The organism is Nocardioides litoris (genome assembly GCF_006346315.1).
GTDB lineage: Bacteria > Actinomycetota > Actinomycetes > Propionibacteriales > Nocardioidaceae > Nocardioides > Nocardioides litoris.
On sequence record NZ_VDMR01000002.1, the window covers coordinates 569,692 to 594,692 of the forward strand.

The window sequence follows — 25,001 nt, forward strand, 5'->3', positions numbered from 1 at the left end:
CCACCGCAGCCGATGCGCCCAGCGCGCCCCGACGACGTACGCCCAGACAGGAACCCAAGGAACAGATGAGCACCGAGACCCAGACCGCCGTCCGCTACGACAAGGACGCCGACGGCATCGTCACCCTCACCCTGGACGACCCGAACCAGTCGGCCAACACCATGAACCGCCTCTACGTCGACTCGATGGCCGCCGCCGTCGCCAAGCTGTACGACGAGCACGCGGCCGACGAGGACGCCATCGCCGGCGTCGTGGTCGCCTCGGCCAAGAAGACCTTCTTCGCCGGCGGCGACCTCAAGAACATGGTCGAGGCCACCCCGGACGACGCGGGCGAGGTCTTCGCCCTGTGCGAGCGGGTCAAGGCCGGCCTGCGCAGGCTGGAGAAGTTCCCCAAGCCGGTCGTGGCCGCGATCAACGGCGCCGCGCTCGGCGGTGGCTACGAGATCACCCTGGCCACCCAGCACCGCATCGTCGTCGACGACCCGAAGGCCGTCGTCGGCCTGCCGGAGGTCAGCCTCGGCCTGCTGCCGGGTGGCGGCGGCGTGACCCGCGTCGTGCGCAAGTTCGGCCTGCAGGACGGCCTGATGACCGTGCTGCTGGAGGGCAAGCAGTTCAAGCCCGCCGACGCGCTGAAGAAGGGCCTGGTCGACGAGGTCGTCGCCACCCGCGAGGAGCTCGTCCCCGCCGCCAAGGCGTGGATCAAGGCCAACCCCGAGGCCACCCTCAACCCGTGGGACGCCCCGGGCTACAAGATGCCCGGCGGCTCGCCGAAGTCGCCGGCGCTGGCGGGCTTCCTGCCGGCGTTCCCGGCCCTGCTGCGCAAGCAGACCAAGGGCGCGGTCTACCCCGCCGCCCGCGCGATCCTCTCCGCCGCGGTCGAGGGCGCGAGCCGCGACTTCGACACCGCCTCGCGCATCGAGAGCCGCTACCTGACCAACCTGGTCGTCAACCAGGGCTCGAAGAACATGATCCAGGCGTTCTTCTTCGACCTGCAGGCCATCAACTCCGGCAAGCTCCGCCCGCAGGGCACCGAGCCGTGGAAGGCCACCAAGGTCGGCGTCCTCGGCGCCGGCATGATGGGCGCCGGCATCGCCTACTCCTGCGCCCGCGCCGGCATGGAGGTCGTGCTCAAGGACATCTCGCAGGAGGCCGCCGACAAGGGCAAGGCCTACTCCGAGAAGCTCAACGACAAGGCCGTCAGCCGCGGCAAGCTCACCCCGGAGAAGTCCGAGGAGCTGCTCGGCCGCATCACCGCCACCGACGACTACGCCGACCTGGCCGGCTGCGACCTCGTCATCGAGGCCGTCTTCGAGGACCCGTCGCTGAAGCACCAGGTCTTCGCCGAGGCCGCCAAGCACGTCGACCCCGACGCGCTGCTGTGCTCCAACACGAGCACGCTGCCCATCACCGAGCTCGCCGAGGGCGTCGACCGCCCTGCCGACTTCATCGGCCTGCACTTCTTCAGCCCCGTCGACAAGATGCCGCTGGTCGAGATCATCAAGGGCAAGCAGACCTCCGACGAGGCGCTGGCCAAGGCCTACGACGTCGTCCAGCAGATCAAGAAGACGCCGATCGTCGTCAACGACAGCCGCGGCTTCTACACCTCGCGCGTCATCGGGTTCATGGTCAACGAGGGCCTGGCCATGCTCGCCGAGGGTGCCGCCCCGTGGAGCGTCGAGCGGGCCACCACCTCGGCCGGCTACCCCGCCGCGGTGCTGCAGCTGACCGACGAGCTCAACATGGAGCTGATGGCCAAGATCGCCAAGGCGACCCGCGAGGCCGCCGAGCGCGACGGCACGCCGTACGTCGAGCACCCGGGCACCGCCGTGGTGCAGAAGATGCTCGACGCCGGCCGCCCGGGCCGCCTGCGCGGCGCCGGCTTCTACGAGTACGAGGAAGGCAAGCGCACCACGCTCTGGTCCGGCCTCACCGAGCTGTTCCCGACGGCCGAGGAGCAGATGCCGATCGAGGACATGCGCGACCGGATGCTGTTCGCCGAGGCCCTCGAGACCGCCAAGTGCTTCGAGGAGGGCGTCATCGAGTCGGCCGCCGCGGCCAACATCGGCTCGATCATGGGCATCGGCTTCCCGCCCATGACCGGCGGCGCCGCGCAGTTCATGACCGGCTACGAGCACCCCGTGACCGGCGAGATCGGCCTGCAGGCCTTCTGCCTGCGCGCCGACGAGCTGGCCAAGCTGTACGGCGAGCGCTTCGAGCCCACCCCGTGGCTGCGCGAGCTCGCCCAGTCCGGCGGGTCCTTCCCCGCCTGACGCCTGCCCGACGTCGTACGCCGACCGGCCCGGTCCCCTCGTGGGGGCCGGGCCGGTGTCGTGTGCGGCAGCCCTCGGACCCGACTGGACCTGCGAGCATCGCGCCGGGGCTTCGAGGCTCGCTGCGCTCGCACCTCAGCCGCCGAGGGTCACTCCGGCGGCGACGCACTCCGCGCGCACTCGGCCTGGGCGGTGCTCAGCTCGGCCACCGCCGGGTCGCTGGAGAAGTCGCCGACGAGCGTGGCGACCAGCGCCTCCCGCAGCCGCTCGGGGGTGATGGCCTCGGTGAGGCAGGCCGTGTAGGCCGCGGTGTCGACCTTGCCCTTGGACTGCGCGGCGAGCGCACGCGCCGAGGTCTCGACGTACGGCGTGCACGACTCCGACGCGTCGACCCACGCGCCGGCGGTGTCGACGTCGAGCTGGGGCGCGGAGGGCGGCACGGTGCCGTCGTCCTGCACGAGCTCGGCCTCGACGAGCTGGTCGACCGACAGCCGGTCGAGCAGCGCGTCGGCGAAGCAGTCGGCGGCCGCGCCCTCCTCGGGCCCGGCGTCGGCGCCGGCGTACAGCGCCGCGAGGCCGGTGCGGACCGTGGCGCGGTCGGGCTCGACGTCGTCGTCCTGCTCGATGTCGGCGTCGCACGCGCCGAGCAGGAGCGCCCCGAGCAGGGCGGCCAGCGGGACCGCGTGGGACAGGCGCACGACCGCGATCCTCGCACGGCCACTACCGTCGGCGAGGTGGACTTCGCACCGTCACCCCGATCCGCCGAGCTGACCGAGCGCGTGCGCGCCTTCATCGACGAGGAGGTGACGCCGGTCGAGCGCGGCTACCACCGCGACCTCGCCGGTGCGCGCCGCGCGGGCACCGCCTGGCAGGTGCTGCCGGTGGTCGAGGAGCTCAAGGCGAAGGCGCGCGAGCGCGGCGTGTGGAACCTCTTCGCGCCCGCCGGCCACATGGGCCGCTTCGCCGCGGCGTACGGCGAGGGCCTGACCAACGTGGAGTACGCCCCCATCGCCGAGCTCACCGGCCGCTCGGGCCTGGCGCCGCTGGTGATGAACTGCAACGCGCCCGACACCGGCAACATGGAGGTGCTGCTCAAGTACGGCACCGAGCAGCAGCAGGACGAGTGGCTGGTGCCGCTGCTGGAGGGTCGCATCCGCAGCGCGTTCGCCATGACCGAGCCCGACGTGGCCTCCTCCGACGCCACCAACATGGCCGCCACCGCGGTCGTCGACGGTGACGAGGTCGTCGTCAACGGCCGCAAGTGGTGGACCTCCGGCATCGGCCACCCCGACTGCGCGGTGATGATCTTCATGGGGCTCACCGACCCCGACGCCGACCGCCACCACCGGCACTCGATGGTCCTCGTGCCCCGCGACGCCCCAGGCGTCGAGGTGGTGCGGCTGCTCTCGACCATGGGGTTCCAGGACGAGCCGCTCGGGCACGGCGAGGTCTCCTTCACCGACGTGCGGGTGCCGCTGGCCAACGTCATCGGCGGCCCCGGGGAGGCCTTCGCCATCGCCCAGGGCCGTCTCGGCCCCGGTCGCGTCCACCACTGCATGCGCCTGGTCGGCCTGGCCGAGATGGCCCTCGAGCTGGCCTGCCGGCGCTCGCTCGAGCGCACCGCGTTCGGCAAGCCGCTGGCCAACCTCGGCGGCAACCGCGAGCGCATCGCCGAGGCCCGCATCGCCATCGACTCCCTCCGCCTGCTGGTGCTGCACGCCGCCTGGAAGCTCGACCAGGGTGGGCCGCTCAACGCCCTCTCGGAGGTCGCCCAGATCAAGGTCGCCGCCCCCAACGTCGCCCAGCAGGTCATCGACATGGCCATCCAGCTCCACGGCGGCGGCGGACTGTCCGACGACCACCCGCTCGCCGGCGCCTGGACCACCGCCCGCGCCCTGCGCCTCGCCGACGGTCCCGACGAGGTCCACCGCGGGGTCGTGGCCCGCCTGGAGCTGATGAAGCACGGCGCCTCCCGGTGACCACGCCCGACCCCCACAACCCCGCGCGGACGGTCCGCGACGAGGACGCCTTCGACGTCGAGGCCGTCGCGGCCTGGATCGGCCGCGGCCCGATCGCCGAGGTGCGCCAGTTCGCCGGCGGGGCGTCCAACCTCACCTACCGCCTGCAGTACGCCGACCAGCCGGCCCTCGTGCTGCGGCTGCCGCCCGCCGGCACCAAGGCCCGCGGCGCCCACGACATGGGCCGCGAGCACGACGTGCAGGCGGCGCTCGCACCCGTCTTCCCGCACGTGCCGGCGATGGTCGGCCACTGCACCGACGAGTCGGTCATCGGCAGCGAGTTCTACGTCATGGAGGAGGTCGAGGGCCTGGTCCCGCGCCAGGACTTCCCGGTCCCCGTCAGCCCCGAGCAGGCCTCGGCGCTGTGCGACACCGCCGTCGACACCCTCGTCGCGCTGCACGCCGTCGACGTGCAGGCCGTGCCCGCGCTGGCCGCCCTCGACCGCGGCGACGGGTACGTCGCCCGCCAGGTCGCCGGCTGGACCCGCCGCTTCGCCGACGCCCGCACCGACGACACCGGCGACTGGTCCGACGTGCTCGGCTGGCTGGCCGAGCACCAGCCCGGCGACGTACGCCGCGGCATGGTGCACAACGACTTCCGGCTCGACAACCTCGTCCTCGACCCCGGCACCCTCGCCGTCCGCGCCGTGCTCGACTGGGAGATGGCCACCGTCGGCGACCCCCTGATGGACCTCGGCGGTGCGCTGGCCTACTGGGTGCAGGCCGACGACGACGAGGTCTTCCAGCTCTTCCGGCGCCAGCCGACCACCACGCCCGGCACGTGGACCCGCGACGAGGTCGTCGCCGCCTACCTCGAGCGCTCCGGCCTCGCGCTGCCCGCGCCCGGCTGGCTGTTCTACGAGGTCTTCGGGCTGTTCCGGCTGGCGGTGATCGCCCAGCAGATCTGGTACCGCTACGTCCACGGCCAGACCACCAACGAGGCCTTCGCCGTCCTCGGGCCCGCCGTCGGCTACCTCGAGACCCGCTGCCGGCGGCTCCTCGCCGGACGGGGGAGCGCCTGATGGGGCTCGTCCTGATGGTCCGCCACGGCCAGGCGTCGTTCGGCGCCGACGACTACGACGTGCTCTCGCCGACCGGCTGGGAGCAGGTCCGGCTGCTCGGACGCTGGCTGGCCGACCGCGACGTCGTCCCCACCTCGCTGGTGCGCGGCGGCATGCGCCGCCACCGCGAGACGCTCGAGGCGATGACCGAGGCCGCCGGGTGGGCCGGGGAGGTGGAGGTCGACCCCGGCTGGGACGAGTTCGACCACCTCGCGGTCGTCGCCTCCCACCCCGAGGTCGCCGGCGCGGTGACCGACGGGCTCGACCGCCGCGCCTTCCAGCGGCTCTTCGAGGAGGCCACCGCGCGCTGGACCGCCGGCGAGGGCACGTACGACGAGCCGTGGGCCGCCTTCGTCGACCGCACGCGCGCGGCGCTCGACCGGGTGGTCGCGCAGGCCGGGTCGGGCCGCACCGTCGTCGTGGTCACCTCCGGCGGCGTGATCGGCGCGCTGGCCTCCCACCTGGTCGATCCCGACGACGACCACCCCGCGTCCCTGGCCCGCCGGTGGGCGCGCACCAACGCCGTCATGGTCAACAGCTCGATCACCCGGGTCCTCGTCGGCCCCACCGGCCTGCGCCTGCTGACCCTCAACGAGCACCCGCACCTCGAGGGCGAGCACCTGACCTACCGCTGACCCGCTGCTGGCCCGGCGCGCTGGTGCTGGTCGTCCTCGTCGAGACCCATGACGACCAGCACCTGCCGTCCAGCACCCGCCCGACAGCGAGGTCATCGGACTGCCCGACGGTCCCCGCGACCCGTCGCCGAGGAGTGGTCCTGGCCCATCGGCACCCCGCGGCTCGGGCTGCCCCGGTCCCGCTGACGGGCCCTAGGGTCGGGCGATGGCCCTGTGGAACCGCGACCCCCAGCTCTCGCCCGAGGCGACCGCGGTCGTCGACCAGCTCGTCGACATCGCCCACGACGAGGGCGACCCGCTGGCCTCGGGCATCGAGTGGTTCGAGGAGGAGCCGCCACTCGCCGCCCTCGCAGAGCTGGAGGCGGCCGGGCTCTGCGTGGTCGAGCGCGAGGGTGAGTCGGTCCGGGTGGCGTTCACGCGCCGGGGTGCCCGGCGCTTCGCCTGAGCGGGTCAGCACGTCCCACCCGGCGTCCGCGCGCGGCCACTCAGATAAAGTCAGGCTTGACTGTTTGTTGATTGCCCGGCAGGGTCCTCCCCGTGACCACCGCCGCGACGGCCCGCGTGCCGCAGGAGGAGCGCACCCGTGTGATGCGGGCGCGGCTGCTCGAGGCGACGGTCGAGTGCCTGGTCGAGCGCGGGTTCGCCGGGACGACGACCACGCTGGTCTCCGAGCGGGCCGGCGTCAGCCGGGGTGCCCAGCTGCACCACTTCCCGAGCAAGAACGACCTGGTCGTCGCCGCGGTCGAGCACCTCACCCGCATCCGGGGCGCCGAGCTCGAGGCGGCCGCGGGCGGGCTGCCCGGGGGCACGAGGCGCACCCGCGCCGTGCTGGAGATGCTGGCTGACCACTTCACCTCGCCGGTCTTCTTCGCCGCCCTCGAGCTGTGGGTGGCCGCCCGCACCGACCCGACCCTGCAGGCCGCCGTCGTGCCGCTGGAGCAGCGCGTCGGCCGCGAGGCGCACCGGCTGACCGTGGAGGTGCTCGGCGCCGACGAGTCGCGGCCCGGCACCCGCGAGCTCGTGCAGGCCACCCTCGACCTGGTGCGCGGGCTCGGCCTCGCGACCACCGTCGGCGACGACGCCGCTCGCCGCCGCCGCATCCTCGACGAGTGGGCGGCCGTCCTCGACGACCGGCTCGACGACGACTCCCAGGAGCCCCGCCGATGACCCTCCTCGACGACCTGCTCGCCGACCTCGACACGGTCACCGACCGCCTCCGCGCCGTCGTCGCCGACCTCGACGACACCGGCTGGCAGACCACCACCCCGGCTGAGGGCTGGACCGTCGCCACCCAGGTCGCCCACCTGGCCTGGACCGACGAGGCCGCCACCCTGGCCGCCCGCGCCCACGCCGACCAGGAGCAGTGGGACGCGCTCGTGACGGTCGCGATGGTCGACCCCGAGAAGTTCGTCGACGACGGCGCCGTCGACCTCGCGGCCGCGCTCGCCCCGGCCGACCTCCTGGCCCGCTGGGACGCGAGCCGCACCGCCCTGCAGGCCGCGCTGCGCGGCGTACCGGACGGGGTGAGGATGCCGTGGTTCGGGCCGCCCATGTCGCCGACGTCGATGGTCACGGCCCGGTTCATGGAGACCTGGGCGCACTCGCTCGACGTGCACGAGGCCCTCGGGCTGACCCCCGAGCACGGCGACGAGATCCGGCACGTCGCCCACATCGGGGTGCGCACGCGGGGGTTCAGCTTCGTCACCCGTGGGCTCGACGTGCCCGCCGCCGAGCCGCGCGTCGAGCTGCGCGCCCCCGGCGGCGTTACGTGGACCTGGGGGCCCGACGGGGCCGAGGAGAGCGTCACCGGCGACGCCCTCGACTTCTGCCGCCTCGTCACCCAACGCGTCCACCGCGCCGACACGGGTCTCGTCGCCACCGGGCCCGGCGCCGACGCCTGGCTCGACGTCGCCCAGTGCTTCGCCGGCCCGCCCGGACCCGGCCGCGAGCAGCAGGGTGCGGCGTCGTGACCGGTCCGCTGCGCATCGGCAACTGCTCCGGCTTCTACGGCGACCGCCTCTCGGCGATGCGCGAGATGGTCGAGGGGGGACCTCTCGACGTCCTCACCGGTGACTACCTCGCCGAGCTCACCATGCTCATCCTCGGCAAGGACCAGCTCAAGGACCCGACCCTCGGCTACGCCCGCACCTTCGTCCGCCAGCTCGAGGACACCCTCGGCCTCGCGCTCGAGCGCGGCGTCCGCATCGTCGCCAACGCCGGCGGCCTCAACCCCGCCGGCCTGGCCGACCGGGTCCGCGAGGTCGCCCGCGGACTCGGCCTCGACCCGGCCGTCGCCCACGTCGAGGGCGACGATGTCCGCGCCGTCGGCTTCGACGGGGCGCTGACCGCCAACGCCTACCTCGGCGGCTTCGGCATCGCCGCCGCCCTGCGCGCCGGCGCCGACGTCGTCGTCACCGGTCGGGTCACCGACGCCTCCCTGGTCGTCGGGCCCGCGGTCGCGCACCACGGCTGGACCGAGACGTCGTACGACGAGCTGGCCGGCGCCGTGGTCGCGGGCCACGTGCTCGAGTGCGGCACGCAGGCGACCGGCGGCAACTTCTCCGGGTTCACCTCGCTGCCGCCGGAGGCGCTGGCGCGGCCGCTGGGGTTCCCGCTCGCCGAGCTCGCCGCCGACGGGTCGTTCGTCGTGACCAAGCACGACGGCACCGGTGGCGCGGTCACCGTCGACACCGTCACCGCCCAGCTGGTCTACGAGGTGCAGTCGACGCGCTACCTCGGACCCGACGTCACCACCCACCTCGACACCGTGCGGCTCGAGCAGGCCGGTCCCGACCGGGTCGCGGTCACCGGCGTGCGCGGCGAGGCGCCGCCCGAGCGGCTCAAGGTCTGCGTCAACACCCTCGGCGGGTTCCGCAACACGATGGAGCTGGTGCTCACCGGCCTCGACGTCGACGCCAAGGCCGACTGGGTCCGCGCACAGGTCGAGGGTCGCCTCACCGCCCGCGACGTCACCTGGACCCGCACCGCGCAGCCCGACGTCGACGCCGACACCGAGGAGGGCGCCTCCTGCCTGCTGCGGGTCACGGCCAAGGACCCCGAGGCCGGCCCGGTCGGCAAGGCGTTCACCGGCCCGCTCGTCGAGCTCGCCCTGGCGTCCTACCCCGGCTTCACCATGACCGCCCCGCCCGGCGCCCCCACGCCGTACGGCGTCTACCGGCCGGCGTTCGTCGACCGGTCGGCCGTCACCCACACCGTCGTGCACGCCGACGGGCGCCGCGAGGTCGTGCCCGACCCGCCGACCGCCCCCGAGGTGCCCGGCGACGACGTGGGGCGCCGGCCCTCGCCGTACCCCGCGCCGGCGGACACCCGCACCCGCCGCGCCCCGCTCGGCACGTTCGTGCACGCCCGCTCCGGCGACAAGGGCGGCGACGCCAACCTCGGCCTCTGGGTCGCCCACGACGGCTCGGAGAAGTACGCCGACCGGGTCACCTGGCTGACCAAGCTCGTCACCCCGCAGCGGGTCCGCGAGCTGCTGCCCGAGGCCGCCGCGCTGCCCGACGACGCCATCGACGTCTACGTGCTGCCCCACCTCGGCGCGGTCAACGTGCTCCTGCGCGGCCTGCTCGGCGAGGGCGTCGCCGCCTCCACCCGCTTCGACCCGCAGGCCAAGGGCCTGGGGGAGTGGGTCCGCTCCCGCCACGTCCACATCCAGGAAGGTCTCTTGTGAGCAACGACCTGTTCGACCTCGGCGCGGAGTTCACCCGCCGCGAGATCACCCCCCACCTCGACCGGTGGGAGGACGACGGCACCCTGCCGCGCGAGCTCCACCTCGCCGCCGCCAAGCAGGGCCTGCTCGGCGTCGGGTTCCCCGAGGAGGTCGGCGGCGGGGGCGGCGACCTCCTCGACACCACCGACCTGCAGGAGGGCATGTTCGCCGCCGGCGCGTCGTCCGGGCTGATGGCGGGCCTGTTCACCCACGGCATCGCGCTGCCCCACATCGTCTCCGCCGCGGTGAAGTCCGGCGACCACGACCTCGTCGACCGGTTCGTCCGCCCCACGCTGGCCGGCGACATGGTCGGCTCGCTCGCCGTCACCGAGCCCGGCGGTGGCTCCGACGTCGCCCGGCTGCGCACCACCGCGGTCCGCGACGGCGACCACTACGTCATCAACGGCCAGAAGACGTTCATCACCTCCGGCACCCGCGCCGACTACGTCACCACCGCGGTCCGCACCGGCGAGCCCGGCCACGCCGGCCTCAGCCTCGTCGTGGTCGAGCGCGGCACGCCCGGCTTCACCGTCGACCGCAGCCTGCGCAAGATGGGCTGGCACTGCTCCGACACCGCCGAGCTCTCGTACGTCGACGTGCGCGTCCCGGCCGCCAACCTCGTCGGCCAGGCCGACCACGGCTTCTACTACATCGCCGAGCAGTTCGTGGTCGAGCGCCTCGGCCTGGCCACCCACGCCTACGGCATCGCCGGCCGCGCGCTCGAGCTCACCGCGCAGTACTGCCGCGACCGCGAGACCTTCGGCAAGCCGCTCGTGGCCAACCAGGTCGTGCGCCACAAGCTGGTCGAGATGCGCCGCCAGGTCGAGGTCGCGCGGGTCTACGCCCGTGACGTCGCCCGCCGCCACGTCGCCGGCGAGCCCGTCATCGCCGAGGCCTGCCTGGCCAAGCAGACCGCCTGCGACACCGCGACGTACGTCGTCGACCAGGCCGTCCAGCTGCACGGCGGCACCGGCTACATGCACGGCACCGAGGTCGAGCGGCACTACCGCGACGCCCGGATCCTGCCCATCGGCGGCGGCGCCACCGAGGTCCTCACCGACCTCGCGGCCAAGCTGCTGGGGTACGCGTCGTGACCGCCCGTGCGATGAGTGGTCTCGAGACAGGCGCTAGCGCGCCTTGCTCGACCACCGTGTGGTGCCGTCAGGCAACGGTGGTCGAGGAGGTTGCGCAAGCAACCGTCTCGAGACCACACCACCGCAGCCGGGAGGTCTGACCATGGCCCTCGTCAAGCCGCTGGGCGGCGAGGTCACCCTCACCATCGAGGCGCCGGTCGACAAGGTCTGGGCGCTGGTCAGCGACGTGACCCGCATCGGCGAGTTCTCGCCCGAGACCTTCGAGGCGAGGTGGACCCGCGGGTCGACCGGGCCCGAGGTGGGCGCGACGTTCAGCGGGCACGTCAAGCGCAACGGCGTCGGGCCGACGTACTGGTCGCCGTGCCGGGTCACCGTGGCCGACGAGCCGCGCCACTTCGAGTGGTCGGTCGGCACCGAGAAGGTGCACGTCAACAACTGGGGCTACCGGCTGCGCGAGGTCGGAGCGACCACCACCGAGGTCACCGAGTACTTCCGGCTCGAGCCCGCCCTGCCGGTGCGGCTGTACTGGCTGGTCCTCGGCCGGCTGCGTGGCCGCACCAACGAGAAGGGCATGCGCACGACGCTGGATCGGATGAAGGCGGTGCTGGAGCGGTGACCGAGACCGTGAGCGACAACAGAGCAGCGCTCCTCGACAAGATCGCCGCTCTCGACGCCGAGCACGCCCGGGCCGTGGCGGGCGGCGGCGAGCGCAGCGTCGCCCGCCACCACGCCCGCGGCAAGCTCATGCCGCGCGAGCGGATCGAGCTGCTCGTCGACGAGGGGTCGGCGTTCCTCGAGCTCAGCCCCCTCGCGGGGTGGGGGTCCGACTTCACGGTCGGCGCCTCGGTGGTGACCGGCATCGGCGTCATCGAGGGCGTCGAGTGCGTCATCACGGCCAACGACCCGTCGGTCAAGGGCGGCGCGAGCAACCCGTGGACGGTCAAGAAGATCTTCCGGGCCTCGCAGATCGCCGAGGAGAACGGCCTGCCCACCGTCTCCCTCGTCGAGTCCGGCGGTGCCGACCTGCCGACCCAGAAGGAGATCTTCATCCCGGGCGGCAAGCTGTTCCGTGACATCACCCGCTCCAGCGCCGACAAGCGGCCGACCATCGCGCTGGTCTTCGGCAACTCCACCGCCGGCGGCGCCTACGTGCCCGGCATGAGCGACTACACCGTGATGGTCAAGGAGCAGGCCAAGGTGTTCCTCGGCGGCCCGCCGCTGGTCAAGATGGCCACCGGCGAGGAGTCCGACGACGAGTCCCTCGGCGGTGCCGAGATGCACGCCCGCACGTCCGGCCTGGCCGACTACCTCGCCGAGGACGAGCTCGACGCCCTCCGCATCGGCCGCCGCATCGTCGCCCGCCTCAACTGGCGCAAGGCCCGTCCCGAGCCCGCGCCGTCGTCGTACGCCGAGCCGGAGCGCGACCCCGAGGGCCTGCTCGACCTGATCCCGTCCGACCTCAAGGTGCCCTTCGACCCCCGCGAGGTCATCGCCCACCTCGTCGACGGCGTCTCGCCCTCGGGCGGCGGAGCCAACGGCACGGTCTTCGACGAGTTCAAGCCGCTCTACGGCACCTCCCTCGTCACCGGCTGGGCCCGCATCCACGGCCACCCGGTCGGCATCCTGGCCAACGCCCAGGGCGTGCTGTTCAGCGAGGACGCGCAGAAGGCCACGCAGTTCGTGCAGCTGGCCAACCAGTCCGACACCCCGCTGCTGTTCCTGCACAACACCACTGGCTACATGGTCGGCAAGGACTACGAGCAGGGCGGCATCATCAAGCACGGCGCGATGATGATCAACGCCATCTCCAACTCCACCGTCCCGCACCTCACGGTGATCCTGGGGGCGTCGTACGGCGCCGGCAACTACGGCATGAACGGCCGCGCCTACGACCCGCGCTTCCTCTTCACCTGGCCCAGCGCCAAGTCGGCCGTGATGGGGCCCGCGCAGCTGGCCGGCGTGCTCGAGATCGTCGCCGAGCAGTCGGCCGCGTCGAAGGGCGAGCCGTTCGACGCCGAGGGCTTCGCTGCGATCAAGCAGGTCGTCGAGGCCCAGGTCGAGGAGCAGTCGCTGCCGCACTTCCTGTCCGGCATGTTGTACGACGACGGGGTCATCGACCCCCGCGACACCCGCACCGTGCTCGGCATCTGCCTCTCCGTCATCGACAACGCGCCGTACGCCGGCACCGACCGCTTCGGGGTGTTCCGACCGTGATCCGCCGCCTCCTCGTGGCCAACCGCGCCGAGATCGCCAGCCGCGTCTTCCGCACCTGCCGGGCGCTCGGCATCGAGACGGTCGCTCTGCACTCCGACGCCGACGCCGACCTGCCCTACGTCGCCGAGGCCGACCACGCCGTGCGCCTCCCGGGCAGCGCGCCCGCCGAGACCTACCTGCGTGCCGACCTCGTGGTGCAGGCGGCGCTGCGGGCGGGCGCCGACGCGGTGCACCCGGGCTACGGGTTCCTCTCCGAGAACGCCGACTTCGCCCGCGCCGTCCTCGCCGTCGGCCTGACCTGGGTCGGGCCGCACCCCGACGCGATGGAGCAGATGGGCTCCAAGATCGAGTCCAAGCGGCTGATGGAGGCCGCCGGCGTGCCCGTGCTGCCGAGCCTGACCGTGGAGACCGCCACCGAGGCCGACCTGCCGCTGCTGGTCAAGGCGTCGGCGGGCGGCGGTGGACGCGGCATGCGCATCGTCCGCACCCTCGCCGCCCTGCCCGCCGAGGTCGAGCAGGCCCGGGCCGAGGCGGCGTCGGCGTTCGGCGACGGCACCGTGTTCGTCGAGCCGTACGTCGAGCGCGGCCGCCACGTCGAGGTGCAGGTGCTCGGCACCGACGACGGCGTCATCGTGCTCGGCGAGCGCGACTGCTCGCTGCAGCGCCGCCACCAGAAGGTCGTCGAGGAGTCGCCCGCCCCGGGCCTGTCCCTCCCCACCCGCGACGCGCTGCACGAGGCGGGCCGCCGGGCCGCCTCGGCCATCGACTACCTGGGTGCGGGCACGGTCGAGTTCCTCTACGACGCCGACCGCGACGCGTTCTTCTTCCTCGAGATGAACACCCGGCTCCAGGTCGAGCACCCCGTCACCGAGGAGGTCCGCGGCGTCGACCTCGTCGAGCTGCAGCTCGCCGTGGCCGAGGGCCGGGTCGTCGTCGACGACTCCCAGCCGTCGGGGCACGCCATCGAGGTCCGCCTGTACGCCGAGGACCCGGCCCAGGACTACCAGCCCCAATCGGGCCGGCTGACCACGTTCGAGGTGCCTGCCGGTGACGGCGTGCGCGTCGACGCCGGGTTCACCTCGGGCAGCGTCGTCTCGACGCACTACGACGCCATGCTGGCCAAGGTCGTCGCGCACGCGCCGACCCGCGAGCAGGCCGCCCGCAAGCTCGCCGGCGCCCTGTCCCGCGCCCGCATCCACGGCGTCGTGACCAACCGCGACCAGCTGCTCGCCGTGCTCCGCGACCCGGGCTTCCTGGCCGGCGAGGTGAGCACGGCGTTCCTCGAGCAGCCGCTGCTCGGCACCACCCCCGAGCTGGCCGCCGCCGGCCACCCCCACGTCGCGGCCGCGCTCGCCGCGGCCGAGGCCGCCCGGGCCGCCCGCACCGTCCAGCGCGGCGTCCCCGTCGCCTGGCGCAACGTGGTCAGCCAGCCCCAGCGCACGGCGTTCGAGTCCGGCGAGGTCGTCGAGTGGCACGCCGGCCGCGACGGCTACGCCGTCGTCGCCGAGGAGCCCGTCACCGTCGTCGTCGCGTCGCCCACCCGGGTCACCCTGGAGGCCGACGGGGTGCGGACGTCGTACGACGTGGTGGCCGGGGCCACCGGCTCGTCGGACGTCGACTGGCCGGGTGGGCACGTCGCGCTGCGCCGGGTGCCCCGGTTCGTCGACCCCGCCGACGCGGTCGCGAGCGGCAGCCTGCTCGCGCCCATGCCCGGCACGGTCGTCCGCGTCGACGTCGCGGCCGGCCAGGAGGTCGCGGCCGGCGCACCCGTGCTGGTGCTCGAGGCCATGAAGATGCAGCACACCGTGAGCGCGCCGACCGACGGCGTGGTCACCTCGATCGACGTCACGCCCGGCACGCAGGTCGCGGCCGGGGAGGTTCTCGCAGTCGTGGAGGAGAAGCAATGAGCAGCACGTTCACCGAGTCCGAGGAGCGCCAGGAGCTGCGCCGCCAGGTCGCCAAGCTGGCTGGCAAGTACGGCCGGGAGTGGTTCACCGCCAAGGCGCGCGCCGGCGAGAAGACGACCGACCTCTGGATGGAGATCGGCAAGAACGGCTACCTCGGCATCAACATCCCCGAGGAGTACGGCGGCGGGGGCGGCGGCATCGGCGACATCGCCGCGGTCTGCGAGGAGCTGGCCGCGCAGGGCTGCCCGCTGCTGCTGATGGTCGTCAGCCCGGCGATCTGCGGCACCGTGATCGCCAAGTACGGTACCGAGGCGCAGAAGCAGAAGTGGCTGCCCGGCCTGTGCGACGGCACCGGCACGATGGCCTTCGCCATCACCGAGCCCGACGCCGGCACCAACACCCACAACATCACCACGACCGCCCGCAGGGACGGCGACGAGTGGGTCCTGTCCGGCCAGAAGATCTGGATCTCCGGCGTCGACGAGGCCGACAACGTGCTCGTCGTCGCCCGCACCGAGGACGCCAGGACCGGCAAGCTCAAGCCGGTGCTCCTGGTCGTGCCGACCGACGCCCCGGGCTTCGAACACCACCACATCCCGGTCGAGATGGTCTCGCCCGAGAAGCAGTTCCAGGTCTTCCTCGACGACGTCCGGCTGCCCGCCGACGCCCTCGTCGGCGACGAGAACGGCGGCCTCGTCCAGCTCTTCGCCGGCCTCAACCCCGAGCGCATCATGGCCGCCTCCTTCTCCCTCGGCCTGGCCCGCCACGCGCTGGAGAAGGCCACGGCGTACGCGAAGGAGCGCACGGTCTTCAAGGCCCCCATCGGCTCCCACCAGGCCATCGCCCACCCGCTGGCCCAGAGCCACATCGAGATCGAGATGGCCCGGCTGATGACCCAGAAGGCCGCGGCCCTGTACGACGCCGGCGACGAGGCCGCCGCCGGCGAGGCCGCCAACATGGCCAAGTACGCCGCCGCCGAGGCCGCCTGCGACGCCGTCGACCGCGCTGTGCAGACCCACGGCGGCTTCGGCGCCAGCCAGGAGTACGGCATGGCCGGCCTGCTCGTCGCCACCCGCGTCGGCCGCATCGCCCCCGTCAGCCGCGAGATGATCCTCAACTTCGTGGCGATGCACTCCCTGGGGCTGCCCAAGTCCTACTGAGTGGCGCGTCGCGCGCTGGCCCGTCGTAGGTCTACGACGGGTCAGCGCGGCTGGTGCCCGGCCGGGCCGACACCGTAGATCGCCTGGCAGTTCGAGCCCGCCTCCCCGCGACACGCCGACGACACGCCGGGACGGCGGCACCTCGCCCGCCGTTGTGCCAGTCCGTCTCCGGAGCACCCGGGCGATAGCCTCGCCGCATGGGTGTCGTCAGCGTCGTCGACCGCACCCAACGCAGGCGGACGATCATCGGGTTCCCGCTGGCGGTCATCTACAAGTTCTTCGACGACCAGGGCAACTACCTCGCGGCGGCCATCAGCTACTACGCGTTCGTCGCGATCTTCCCGCTGCTGCTGCTCGCCTCGTCCATCTTCGGCTTCATCCTGCAGGGCAACTCCGAGCTGCAGGACCAGGTGCTCAACTCCGCGCTGCGGCAGTTCCCCATCGTGGGGGAGGAGCTGGGGCGGCCGGAGGGCCTGCAGGGGTCGACGGGCGCGGTGGTGGCCGGGTCCATCGCCGCGACGTACGGCGCGCTCGGGCTCGGGCAGGCCATCCAGAACCTGATGGCCACGGCCTGGGCGATCCCGCGCAACAGCCGCCCCAACCCGATCCTCCTGCGGGTCAAGAGCCTGCTGCTGCTGATGTTCGCCGGCCTGTCGGTCATCGCGGTGTCGGTGATCTCGGCGCTCGGGTCCAACACCGAGGTCTTCGGCACCGGCATCAACACCACCATCCGGCTCGTCATCCAGGCGACGACGGTCCTCGTGGTGGGGTTGGTGCTGACGGTGCTGATGCGCTTCGCCTCCGCGCGCAGCCACCGCATCACCCGCGCCGCACCGGGGGCGTTCACGGTGGCGCTGCTGTGGCAGCTGCTGCAGTACATCGGCACCCTCTACGTCACCAACGTCATCACCGGCGCGCAGTCGGTCAACCAGACGTTCGCCTTCGTCCTCGGGCTCATCGGCCTCATCTACATCGCCGCGGTCATGGCCATCATCGGCGTCGAGGTCAACGTCGTGCTCGCTCGGCGCCTGTGGCCGCGCGCCCTGCTCACGCCGTTCACCGATGCCGTCGACCTCACCGAGGCCGACCGGCGGGCCTACGCGATGTACGCCCAGATGCAGCGGCACAAGGGGTTCGAGACGGTCACCGTCCGGTTCGACGGCCGCGACGGCGGGACCCACGAGATCGTCCTCGAGCCCGACCAGAAGAGCGCCGAGCTGGAGCCGTTCCGCGAGGGGTGACCGGGCGCGCCCTAGCCCGTCCTAGTCACACCGGACCAGCCCGAACGGGCCGTACCGCCGGGGCAGGAGCGGCCTCTAGTGTCTTCCCGACGGCCCTGGGGAGAGTCGTCACAAGGGAGGGAGTACCGCGTTCGCGCGGCACCCCGCAGCCCGGTCCGGACCTAGCCGGCCTGGGATGGACGCCGGCTCGGGCCGGCCGTCCGACGTCGCCGCCCCGCTCAGACGAGGGCGGCGACCTCCGCGCCCACCTCGCGCAGCCGCGGCACGAGCTCGGCCGGGTCACCCCGCCCCAGCACCGCGTACGCCGCCGTGCGGGTCGGACCGGTCACGAGCCCGACGTCGCAGCGCACGTCCTCGTCCGCCCCGGTCTTGCCCCGCGCCGCGGCGTCGACGACGAGCGGGTCGCGGCCCAGCGGCGCCAGGACCAGGGAGTGGTCGACCCCGGCGGCGAGCCACCCCAGCAGCCGGTCGGCCGCGGCGGCCGACGGCCACTCCCGCCGGTGCACGGCGGAGAGCAGCTCGGCCCAGCCGCGCGCCGTGCCGGTGCTGAGGGTCGGCGGGTCGACCGGCCCTCGGGCGTCGCGCACCACGTCGTGCAGCGCGAGGTCGCCGACCGGGTCGGGGAGGCCGAGCCGGTCGAGGAGCACGTTGGTGGCCAGGTTGTCGCTGACCGCGGCCACGAGCAGGGCGACGTCGGCGACCGGCAGCGCGTCGACCGCCATCAAGTGCCACAGTCCCGAGTCGGCCACCGGGGCCACGGCGCGCCGGTCGAGCAGGTCGGAGGGGGCCAACGCCCCCGACTCGAGCGCGACGGCGACCGACCCCAGCAGCAGCACCTTGCCGACGCTGGCCGTCGGCTGCTCCCGGTCGGCGTCGGCGGTGGCCAGGACCTCGCCGGTCCCGGCGTCGACGACGTGGAGGGAGACCTCAGGCACGGCGCGGCGGCCGCGGGAAGAACAGCGGCACGCGGGCGGCGTACTCGTCCCAGCCGTCACGCTGCGACATCGTCTTCTCCAGCAGCTTGGCGCCGGTGACGTTGCGGATGAAGAACGTCATGGCCACCGGGCAGAGCACGGTGACCAGGCCGACCAGCCAGCCCGAGGCGAGGCCGCCGACCAGCCACAGGCCCCACCAGACCGTGGCGTCGCCGAAGTAGTTGGGGTGGCGGGTCCAGGCCCACAGGCCCTGGTCCATGACCGGCGGCCGCTGCTCCTTCGGCTTCGCCTTGTACTCCTTCAGCTGCCGGTCGCCGACGGTCTCGAAGAAGAACCCGATGCCGAAGACGACCAGGCCGAGCACGACGAACGGCCACAGCTCGACGTCCTGGAAGACACCGAGGGCCACCGGCAGGGCCACGAACCACTGCGCCACCCCCTGGTTGACCAGGACCCGGCGCGCGACGGTGCCGATGCCGACCTCGGAGACCGGGCCGCCGAGCATCTCGGCGTACCGCGGGTCCTCCTTGCCCTGGTGCTCCCCGGACGCACGGCTGCGGACGTGCCAGGCCAGCCGGCCGCCCCACACCGCGACGAGCACGACGAGGAGCACCGTGCGCCAGGCGTCGCCCGCCCCGACCGAGAGCGACACCGCGCCGGTGATGACGGCGACCGCGACGAACCCCGCACCCCAGGTGATGTCGACGACCGCGGCCTTGTCGAGCTGCTGGATGCGGACCGCGGTGATCGCCATGCCGGCGACCACCGTCAGCAGCGAGACGACGAGCGCGAGGAACCAGTAGTCCATGGTCTCGAGTCTCCCCCAGGCGCTCTCACCCCTGCGGGGTCAGAAGGCCCGCTGCAGCGGCAGGTCGTGGGGCCCGCCGGGGCGGACCATCAGGATCTGGTCGACACCCATCCGACCGTCGCGGAAGGCCATGGAGCCACCGACGAGGTAGAGCTCCCAGACCCGGTAGACCTCCTCGCCGAGCAGCTCGACGAGACGGTCGCGGTTGGCCCGGAAGTTGTCCAGCCAGCCGGCGACGGTGAGCACGTAGTGCTCGCGCAGCGCGTGCACGTCGCGCACCTCGAGCCCGCCCTCCTCGAGCATGGCCACGGTCTCGCCGACCGGGCGCATGTACATGTCGGGGGCGATGAAGGACTCGATGAACGGGCCGCCGCCGGGCCACTTGCCGGTGCGCGACATCTGCTGCACCAGCACCCGGCCGCCGGGCTTGACCGAGCGGCGCAGGACCTCGGCGTACGTCGGGTAGTTCTTCTGCCCGACGTGCTCACCCATCTCGATCGAGGACACGGCGTCGAAGTGGTCGCGCTCGGGGACCTCGCGGTAGTCCTGCAGCCGGATCTCGACGCGGTCCTGCAGGCCACGCTCGGCGATGCGGTCGTCGATGAACTTCTTCTGCTCCGCCGCGATGGTGACCCCGACGACGCGGGCGCCGAACCTCTCCGCCGCGCGCAGCGACATCGAGCCCCAGCCGCAGCCGACGTCGAGGAGCGTGGAGCCCTCGCGCAGGCCGAGCTTGGTGCAGACGAGGTCGAGCTTGGCCTCCTGGGCCTCCTGCAGCGGCTGCTCCGGCGAGGAGTGGTAGCCGCTGGAGTAGGCCATGTTCGGCTCGAGGATCAGCGAGTAGAACTCGTTGGAGAGGTCGTAGTGGTGGCTGATCGCGCGGCGGTCGCGCAGCGCGGAGTGCAGCCGGCCGCGGATGCGGGCCTGCGAGGCGGGCGGGGCTGGCGGGCGGCTGATCGCGCCGAGGTCGACCGCGGCGCGCACGGCCTTGACCAGCGCGGCGGGCGTGGGCCGCGGCGTGCCGGAGAGCCCGCGCTCCCGGGCCACGGCGAAGGCGTAGGTCAGCGCCTTGTCGAGGTCCCAGCCGTCGACCTCGGGCACGTCGAGCTCGCCGGTGACGTAGGCCTGGGCGGCGCCGAGCTCGCCCGGGTGCCACAGCAGCCGGCGTACGGCGTCGACCGAGCGGAGCACGACGAGCGGGCCGTCGGCGGAACCGGCCTCCGAGCCGTCCCAGGCCCGCAGCCGCACCGGCAGCTCGCCGCCGACGAACGGCTCGAGGGCCTCGGCGAGCTGCGCCGCGACGCCGCCGGAGTGCCCGCGCGTGGTGGTGGAGTGCTGGGTGCTGGTCATGCGGGGTCCCTCGTGAAGGTCAGCTGGTTGACGTCGATGTAGCCGGAGGCGAAGCCGGCGCGGCTGTACTCCAGGTAGAAGTGCCACATCCGCAGGAACGTCTCGTCGAAGCCGAGCTCGAGCACCCGCGACGACGCGGCGAGGAACGCCTCGTTCCACAGCTGGAGCGTGCGGGCGTAGTGCTGCCCCATCGAGTACGCCGGCCGCATGCGCAGCGCGGTGTGCTCGCGGGTGATCTCGTCGACGACCTGCACCGAGGGCAGGAAGCCGCCGGGGAAGATGTACTTGTTGATCCAGGTGTAGGTGTTGCGGGTGGCCAGCATCCGGTCGTGCGGCATCGTGATGGCCTGGATGGCGACCCGGCCGCCGGGGGCGAGCACGCGGTCGATGGTCTCGAAGTAGGCCGGCCAGTACTGCCAGCCCACGGCCTCGATCATCTCGACCGAGACGACGGCGTCGAAACGGCCGACGACGTCGCGGTAGTCGCAGATCTCGATCGAGCAGGCGCGGGGGTCCCAGCCCTCCCGCTCGGCCGCCTCGGCGATGCGCTCGTCGGCCAGGGCCTTCTGCTCCACCGAGAGGGTCAGCGAGGTGGTGGTGGCCCCGCGGCGGGCGGCCCGGATGCACAGCTCCCCCCATCCCGACCCGATCTCGAGCACGCGTGAACCGGGGCCGACGCCGGCCTCGTCGAGCAGCCGCTCGATCTTGCGGCCCTGGGCCTCCTCGAGCGCCGCGGCCGGCGCCGCGTGCGGGTCGCCCTCGAAGAGCGCCGAGGAGTAGGTCAGCGTCGGGTCGAGGAACAGCCGGAAGAGGTCGTTGGACAGGTCGTAGTGGTGGGCGATGTTGCTGCGGGAGTTCTTGGTGCTGCTGCGCTGGGTGCGCGGGGGCCGCTTGGCCACCACGGCGCGGAACTTCTGCAGCGACGCCGGCACCAGGTCGGCCATCTCGGCCGCGAGCACCTGCAGGAACCCGCCCAGGTCCTCGGCGTCCCAGGCGCCGGTCAGGTAGGCCTCGCCGAACCCGATCAGCTGGTGGCGCCCGATGCGGAGGAAGAACTCCTCGGGCCGGTGGATGACCATGACGGGGCCGCCGCGGCCCCACGTGTCGTCACCGCACACGACGGTGACGTCGAGACGGCCGACGGCGCCGATGAACAGGCGGCGCGCGATGCGGGCGGAGAAGCGGGACCGGGGGCCGGAGGGCACCACGTCGAGCCCGGGCCAGTGGTTGGCGCTGAGGCGCTCGGTCGCGACGGTCATGACTGCACCCCTTCCTGGGTGTGGGTGGGCCGCGGCCGCACCGGGAGACGGCGCGACCACAGCCGGATGCCGTGGGCGCGGATGAGCAGGGAGCCGCGCAGGGCGGCGGGGGCGGCGCGTCGCGGCGTCGTGCCGGTACGCCGGCCCGCGAGCGTCGCGCTGAACCGCTGGCCGCCGTCGCTGGTCAGCTCGACCACCAGCCGCAGGCCGTCGGCGTCGGTGGGGACGGGCACGACGAGGTCGTAGTGGCCGTCGGTGCCGTGGAACGGCGAGACGTACATGGCCTTCTCGGTGCGGGCCCGCCCCTGCTCGTCGGCGTGGACGAGGTAGGCGTGCCGGTCGCCGTAGGTGTTGTGGACCTCGACGACCGTCGCGGCGAGCCGGCCACGCTCGTCGTGGCACCAGAACACCGAGATGGGGTTGAAGCAGTAGCCGAACGCGCGGGCCTGCGCGGCCATGAAGACCTTGCCGGTGCCGATCTCCACGTCGTGCTGGCGCAGGAAGGCCACCACGTTGGCGCGGATCGAGGTGTCGGGGTCGCCGAGGTGGTCGCGCGCCTCGAAGCGGGCCAGCTGCCCGTGGTCGGGCAGGTCGTCGAGGTCGACGACCCAGGTGTGCGACCGCAGCCGGAAGCGGTGGCCGAACGGCTCACGTCGGGTGTGGCTGACCTCGGTGTCGTAGACGCCCGTCGGCACCTGCGGGGTCTCGGCGTGCACCACCAGCGGCCAGTCGAGGCCGAGCTTGGTGACGGCGGCCAGGCCGGAGCGCGCGCCGTCCTCGTGGAAGCCCCACCCGTGGTAGGCGCCGGCGAAGACGAGGCGCTCGGAGTCGATCTCGCCGAGCCGCGCCTGCGCGGCCACGGAGACGGGGTTGTAGAGCGGGTGCTCGTAGGCCATCCGGTCGATGACCGTGGCCGGGTCGACGAGGTCGGTGCCGCCGAGGGTGACGAGGTAGTGCGTGTCGGTGTCGAGCCGCTGCAGCCGGGTCAGGTCGTAGGTGACGACCACGCCGTCGTCGGTCGGCCGCTCGACGTCGGCCCCCACGCGCCGGAAGTTCCACGACGCCCAGGCGTCCGACGCGGAGGGCATCAGCGAGGTGTCGGTGTGCAGCGTGGCGGTGTTGGGCGCGTAGGGCATCGCGGTCAGCAGCTCGCGCTGCAGCGGCGTGGGCTCGGCCAGCATCGAGAGGGCCTGGCTCGGGTGCGTGGCGACCACGACGGCGTCGTACGTCGCGGTGGCGCCGTTGCTGTCGGTGACCTCGACCCCGTCGGCCGTCTCGAGCACGGAGGTCACCTTGGCGCCGAGGCGCACCTCCTGCACGGCGGCGCCGACCTTCTCGACGTAGGACCGGGAACCGCCGGTGACCGTGCGCCACTGGGGGGAGCCGAAGATGCCGAGCATGCCGTGGTGCTCGAGGAAGCGGAACAGGTAGCGCGCGGGGTAGTCGAGGGAGACCTCGGGGTCGCACGACCAGACGCAGGCCACGACGGGCTCCATGAAGTGCCGCACGAAGTAGCGCGAGAAGTGCCCGTCGGCCAGGAACTCCCGCAGCGTGCGCTCGTCGTGCTCGACCTCCAGCAGCGCCTTGGCGCGGCGGTGGAAGCGCGGGATCTCGGCTAGCATGGCCAGGTAGCGCGGGTTGCGGACGTTGGCCGCGGTGGGGAACAGCCCGGTGCGGCCCAGCGCGCCCGCCCACTCGAGGTCGGAGTCGTCGTCGGCGATCGACATCGACATCTCCGAGGGCTGCGTGGCCACGCCGAGCTCGGCGAACAGGCGCAGCAGCACCGGGTAGGTGCGTGGGTTGTGCACGATGAAGCCGGTGTCGATGCGCAGCGTGCGCTGGGAGCCGTCGGCCCGGCGCTCGAGGACGTCGTGGGTGTCGGCGTGGCCGCCGAGCCGGTCGTCGGCCTCGTAGACCGTGACGTGGGCGGTGCGGGACGCGACGTAGGCAGCGGTGAGCCCCGCGACGCCGGATCCGACGACCGCGATGGTGCGAGCGGACATCAGGCCTGCTTGAAGTCGAGCTGGGCGATCGGCGGGAGGCTGGGCTCCTCGCTGCCGCCCTCGGGCTCGATGGTGATGCCGGCTCCGCTGGCGGTGCGCGGGTCGCCCTCGAGGAGCAGGTTGGACACGTCGCCGTCGGTGATGCCCGCCGGCACCATGACGCCGTCGTGGATCAGCCAGAGCTCGTAGGTCTCGTCGTCCGCGAGGGGCTCGAGGCCGGCGGTGGTGACCACGGCTTGGTTGAGCTTCTCCGAGCGCACGATCGTCACCGAGCCGCCGTCACCCATCTCCTGGGTGTAGGTGCGGGCGTCGGGGGCGTCCTGCACGCGCTGGGCCTCGACGACGCCGGAGCGGTCGTCATCGGACTGCCAGACGACGGCACCCCCCACGCCGCCGAGGGCGATCAGCGCGACAGCTGCTGCCACCAGGCGTGGAAATCGACGACGGGTCGACCGGCCCCGGTCGCCGGCGGCGAGCACCACCGGGGGGACGGGACGGACGGTCTGGATGCCGGCGAGCACCAGCTCGCGCAGCGCGTCGGGCGGGGTGAGGTCGGCGGTCTCCGGGAGCAGCGCCGCCGCCTCGCGCAGCGAGTCGACCTCGGCGCGGCAGCTGGCGCAGTCGGCGATGTGGCGCTCGAACTGGGCGCGCTCGATGTCGTCGAGGGCGTCGACGGCGTACGCGCCGGAGAGGGCGTGGATGTCGATGCTCATGAGCCCCCTACTCCCATCTTGTCTCGCAGTCGAATGAGTCCGTCACGGATCCTGGTCTTGGCGGTGCCGACCGGGAGGTCGAGGATCCCGGCGACCTCGGTGTGCGTGTAGCCGCCGAAGTAGGCCAGCTCGATGGCCTCGCGCTGCACCGGGGTGAGTCCGGCGAGCGCGGAGCGCACACGCTGTGCCTCGAGCGAGGCCTGGGCGGCGTCAGCGGTCGTGTCGTGCTCGACCGCGTGGTTGTGCTGGTGGTAGCTGGTGTCGCGCCGGGTCGAGGCCTCGGCGGAACGGACCCGGTCGACGGCCTTGCGGTGGCAGATGGTCATCAGCCACGACAACGCGCTGCCGCGATCGGGGTCGAAGCGGGTGGAGGTCTTCCAGACCTCGAGGTAGGCCTCCTGCACGACCTCCTCGGCCTGGGCCGGGTCGCGCACGACCCGCAGCGCCAGCCCGAACAGCCGCGACGACGTGGCGTCGTACAGCTGGGCGAAGGATTCCTGGTGCCCCTTGGCGGCCTCCTTGAGGAGGTTGGCCAGGAGGTCACCCGGCGCCGCCGGCACCCCGCGAGGGGTGCCGGCGGGCTCGGGCGTCAGTCTGCTCACGCGA

Annotated in this window: 22 protein-coding genes; 14 read left to right on the top strand and 8 right to left on the bottom strand. The window is 73.1% G+C overall.

The genetic code is table 11. From position 1 onward, the window contains the following. Positions 1-65 precede the first annotated feature (65 nt). The gene (locus FJQ57_RS10785) at positions 66-2,270 is read left to right on the top strand and encodes a 3-hydroxyacyl-CoA dehydrogenase NAD-binding domain-containing protein (protein WP_139980033.1); all 2,205 of its coding nucleotides are present in this window, start codon (positions 66-68) and stop codon (positions 2,268-2,270) included. 149 nt (positions 2,271-2,419) lie between these two features. Here the strand turns inward: FJQ57_RS10785 and FJQ57_RS10790 are convergent, their stop codons facing one another. Beyond that, on the bottom strand, positions 2,420-2,968 hold the full coding sequence (locus FJQ57_RS10790) for a hypothetical protein (RefSeq protein ID WP_139980034.1): 549 nt from the start codon (positions 2,966-2,968) through the stop codon (positions 2,420-2,422). 36 nt (positions 2,969-3,004) lie between these two features. On the opposite strand from FJQ57_RS10790, the gene FJQ57_RS10795 reads away from it, so the two are divergent. The 13 genes from FJQ57_RS10795 to FJQ57_RS10855 all read left to right on the top strand — a co-directional run bounded on the left by FJQ57_RS10795 (position 3,005) and on the right by FJQ57_RS10855 (position 17,327). Then, positions 3,005-4,249, top strand: coding sequence for an acyl-CoA dehydrogenase family protein (locus FJQ57_RS10795; RefSeq protein ID WP_139980036.1), 1,245 nt, complete (start codon positions 3,005-3,007; stop codon positions 4,247-4,249). Beyond that, entirely contained in the window at positions 4,246-5,310 is a 1,065-nt protein-coding gene (locus FJQ57_RS10800; protein ID WP_139980038.1) for a phosphotransferase family protein, read from the top strand. Before FJQ57_RS10795 ends, FJQ57_RS10800 begins: the two co-directional genes overlap by 4 nt. Then, positions 5,310-5,984 (top strand): histidine phosphatase family protein, encoded by a 675-nt coding sequence (locus FJQ57_RS10805; protein WP_139980040.1) that lies wholly within the window; start codon positions 5,310-5,312, stop codon positions 5,982-5,984. Before FJQ57_RS10800 ends, FJQ57_RS10805 begins: the two co-directional genes overlap by 1 nt. Positions 5,985-6,189: 205 nt before the next feature. Continuing rightward, positions 6,190-6,429 carry a hypothetical protein gene (locus tag FJQ57_RS10810; protein ID WP_139980042.1) on the top strand — a complete coding sequence of 80 codons (240 nt, stop codon included), beginning with the start codon at positions 6,190-6,192 and terminating at the stop codon, positions 6,427-6,429. Between the two features lie 92 nt (positions 6,430-6,521). Beyond that, a complete protein-coding gene (locus FJQ57_RS10815; RefSeq protein WP_342775385.1) occupies positions 6,522-7,151 on the top strand; it encodes a TetR/AcrR family transcriptional regulator in 630 nt (209 codons plus the stop codon). After that, positions 7,148-7,954: a TIGR03084 family metal-binding protein gene (locus tag FJQ57_RS10820; protein WP_139980044.1), complete on the top strand. Its 807-nt coding sequence runs from the start codon at positions 7,148-7,150 to the stop codon at positions 7,952-7,954. Before FJQ57_RS10815 ends, FJQ57_RS10820 begins: the two co-directional genes overlap by 4 nt. Beyond that, positions 7,951-9,672, top strand: a complete 1,722-nt coding sequence (locus FJQ57_RS10825) for an acyclic terpene utilization AtuA family protein (RefSeq protein WP_211348850.1) — start codon at positions 7,951-7,953, stop codon at positions 9,670-9,672. The genes FJQ57_RS10820 and FJQ57_RS10825 overlap by 4 nt, the downstream gene beginning before the upstream one ends. Continuing rightward, positions 9,669-10,805, top strand: coding sequence for an acyl-CoA dehydrogenase family protein (locus FJQ57_RS10830; RefSeq protein WP_139980046.1), 1,137 nt, complete (start codon positions 9,669-9,671; stop codon positions 10,803-10,805). The genes FJQ57_RS10825 and FJQ57_RS10830 overlap by 4 nt, the downstream gene beginning before the upstream one ends. Positions 10,806-10,947: 142 nt before the next feature. Further along, positions 10,948-11,421 (top strand): SRPBCC family protein, encoded by a 474-nt coding sequence (locus tag FJQ57_RS10835; RefSeq protein ID WP_139980048.1) that lies wholly within the window; start codon positions 10,948-10,950, stop codon positions 11,419-11,421. Beyond that, the gene (locus FJQ57_RS10840) at positions 11,418-13,019 is read left to right on the top strand and encodes an acyl-CoA carboxylase subunit beta (protein ID WP_139980050.1); all 1,602 of its coding nucleotides are present in this window, start codon (positions 11,418-11,420) and stop codon (positions 13,017-13,019) included. Before FJQ57_RS10835 ends, FJQ57_RS10840 begins: the two co-directional genes overlap by 4 nt. Further along, positions 13,016-14,926 (top strand): ATP-binding protein, encoded by a 1,911-nt coding sequence (locus FJQ57_RS10845; protein ID WP_139980052.1) that lies wholly within the window; start codon positions 13,016-13,018, stop codon positions 14,924-14,926. Before FJQ57_RS10840 ends, FJQ57_RS10845 begins: the two co-directional genes overlap by 4 nt. Then, positions 14,923-16,086, top strand: coding sequence for an acyl-CoA dehydrogenase family protein (locus FJQ57_RS10850; RefSeq protein ID WP_139980054.1), 1,164 nt, complete (start codon positions 14,923-14,925; stop codon positions 16,084-16,086). The genes FJQ57_RS10845 and FJQ57_RS10850 overlap by 4 nt, the downstream gene beginning before the upstream one ends. A gap of 197 nt (positions 16,087-16,283) precedes the next feature. Continuing rightward, entirely contained in the window at positions 16,284-17,327 is a 1,044-nt protein-coding gene (locus tag FJQ57_RS10855) for a YihY/virulence factor BrkB family protein (RefSeq protein WP_139980056.1), read from the top strand. A gap of 218 nt (positions 17,328-17,545) precedes the next feature. Here the strand turns inward: FJQ57_RS10855 and FJQ57_RS10860 are convergent, their stop codons facing one another. The 7 genes from FJQ57_RS10860 to sigK are packed head-to-tail and all read right to left on the bottom strand — an operon-like array spanning position 17,546 to position 24,997. Continuing rightward, the gene (locus FJQ57_RS10860) at positions 17,546-18,262 is read right to left on the bottom strand and encodes a serine hydrolase (RefSeq protein ID WP_170219381.1); all 717 of its coding nucleotides are present in this window, start codon (positions 18,260-18,262) and stop codon (positions 17,546-17,548) included. Then, positions 18,255-19,070 carry a DUF1295 domain-containing protein gene (locus tag FJQ57_RS10865; protein ID WP_139980059.1) on the bottom strand — a complete coding sequence of 272 codons (816 nt, stop codon included), beginning with the start codon at positions 19,068-19,070 and terminating at the stop codon, positions 18,255-18,257. Before FJQ57_RS10865 ends, FJQ57_RS10860 begins: the two co-directional genes overlap by 8 nt. A 39-nt stretch (positions 19,071-19,109) precedes the next feature. After that, a complete protein-coding gene (locus FJQ57_RS10870) occupies positions 19,110-20,420 on the bottom strand; it encodes an SAM-dependent methyltransferase (protein WP_139980061.1) in 1,311 nt (436 codons plus the stop codon). Continuing rightward, complete coding sequence (locus tag FJQ57_RS10875) at positions 20,417-21,679, bottom strand: SAM-dependent methyltransferase (RefSeq protein WP_139980063.1); 1,263 nt, start codon at positions 21,677-21,679, stop codon at positions 20,417-20,419. Before FJQ57_RS10875 ends, FJQ57_RS10870 begins: the two co-directional genes overlap by 4 nt. Further along, complete coding sequence (locus tag FJQ57_RS10880) at positions 21,676-23,682, bottom strand: FAD-dependent oxidoreductase (protein ID WP_139980065.1); 2,007 nt, start codon at positions 23,680-23,682, stop codon at positions 21,676-21,678. Before FJQ57_RS10880 ends, FJQ57_RS10875 begins: the two co-directional genes overlap by 4 nt. Further along, a complete protein-coding gene (locus FJQ57_RS10885; RefSeq protein ID WP_139980067.1) occupies positions 23,682-24,395 on the bottom strand; it encodes an anti-sigma factor in 714 nt (237 codons plus the stop codon). Before FJQ57_RS10885 ends, FJQ57_RS10880 begins: the two co-directional genes overlap by 1 nt. Beyond that, positions 24,392-24,997 carry an ECF RNA polymerase sigma factor SigK gene (gene sigK, locus FJQ57_RS10890; protein ID WP_139980069.1) on the bottom strand — a complete coding sequence of 202 codons (606 nt, stop codon included), beginning with the start codon at positions 24,995-24,997 and terminating at the stop codon, positions 24,392-24,394. The genes FJQ57_RS10885 and sigK overlap by 4 nt, the downstream gene beginning before the upstream one ends. Positions 24,998-25,001 lie beyond the last annotated feature (4 nt).

What these genes read in the sequence shown, in the direction of transcription:
- FJQ57_RS10785 (WP_139980033.1), top strand. Translation starts at nt 66, where the DNA reads ATGAGCACCGAGACCCAGACCGCCGTCCGCTACGACAAGGACGCCGAC.
- FJQ57_RS10805 (WP_139980040.1), top strand. Translation starts at nt 5,310, where the DNA reads ATGGGGCTCGTCCTGATGGTCCGCCACGGCCAGGCGTCGTTCGGCGCC.
- FJQ57_RS10810 (WP_139980042.1), top strand. Translation starts at nt 6,190, where the DNA reads ATGGCCCTGTGGAACCGCGACCCCCAGCTCTCGCCCGAGGCGACCGCG.
- FJQ57_RS10820 (WP_139980044.1), top strand. Translation starts at nt 7,148, where the DNA reads ATGACCCTCCTCGACGACCTGCTCGCCGACCTCGACACGGTCACCGAC.
- FJQ57_RS10835 (WP_139980048.1), top strand. Translation starts at nt 10,948, where the DNA reads ATGGCCCTCGTCAAGCCGCTGGGCGGCGAGGTCACCCTCACCATCGAG.
- FJQ57_RS10850 (WP_139980054.1), top strand. Translation starts at nt 14,923, where the DNA reads ATGAGCAGCACGTTCACCGAGTCCGAGGAGCGCCAGGAGCTGCGCCGC.
- FJQ57_RS10855 (WP_139980056.1), top strand. Translation starts at nt 16,284, where the DNA reads ATGGGTGTCGTCAGCGTCGTCGACCGCACCCAACGCAGGCGGACGATC.
- FJQ57_RS10865 (WP_139980059.1), bottom strand. Translation starts at nt 19,070, where the DNA reads ATGGACTACTGGTTCCTCGCGCTCGTCGTCTCGCTGCTGACGGTGGTC.
- FJQ57_RS10870 (WP_139980061.1), bottom strand. Translation starts at nt 20,420, where the DNA reads ATGACCAGCACCCAGCACTCCACCACCACGCGCGGGCACTCCGGCGGC.
- FJQ57_RS10875 (WP_139980063.1), bottom strand. Translation starts at nt 21,679, where the DNA reads ATGACCGTCGCGACCGAGCGCCTCAGCGCCAACCACTGGCCCGGGCTC.
- FJQ57_RS10880 (WP_139980065.1), bottom strand. Translation starts at nt 23,682, where the DNA reads ATGTCCGCTCGCACCATCGCGGTCGTCGGATCCGGCGTCGCGGGGCTC.
- FJQ57_RS10885 (WP_139980067.1), bottom strand. Translation starts at nt 24,395, where the DNA reads ATGAGCATCGACATCCACGCCCTCTCCGGCGCGTACGCCGTCGACGCC.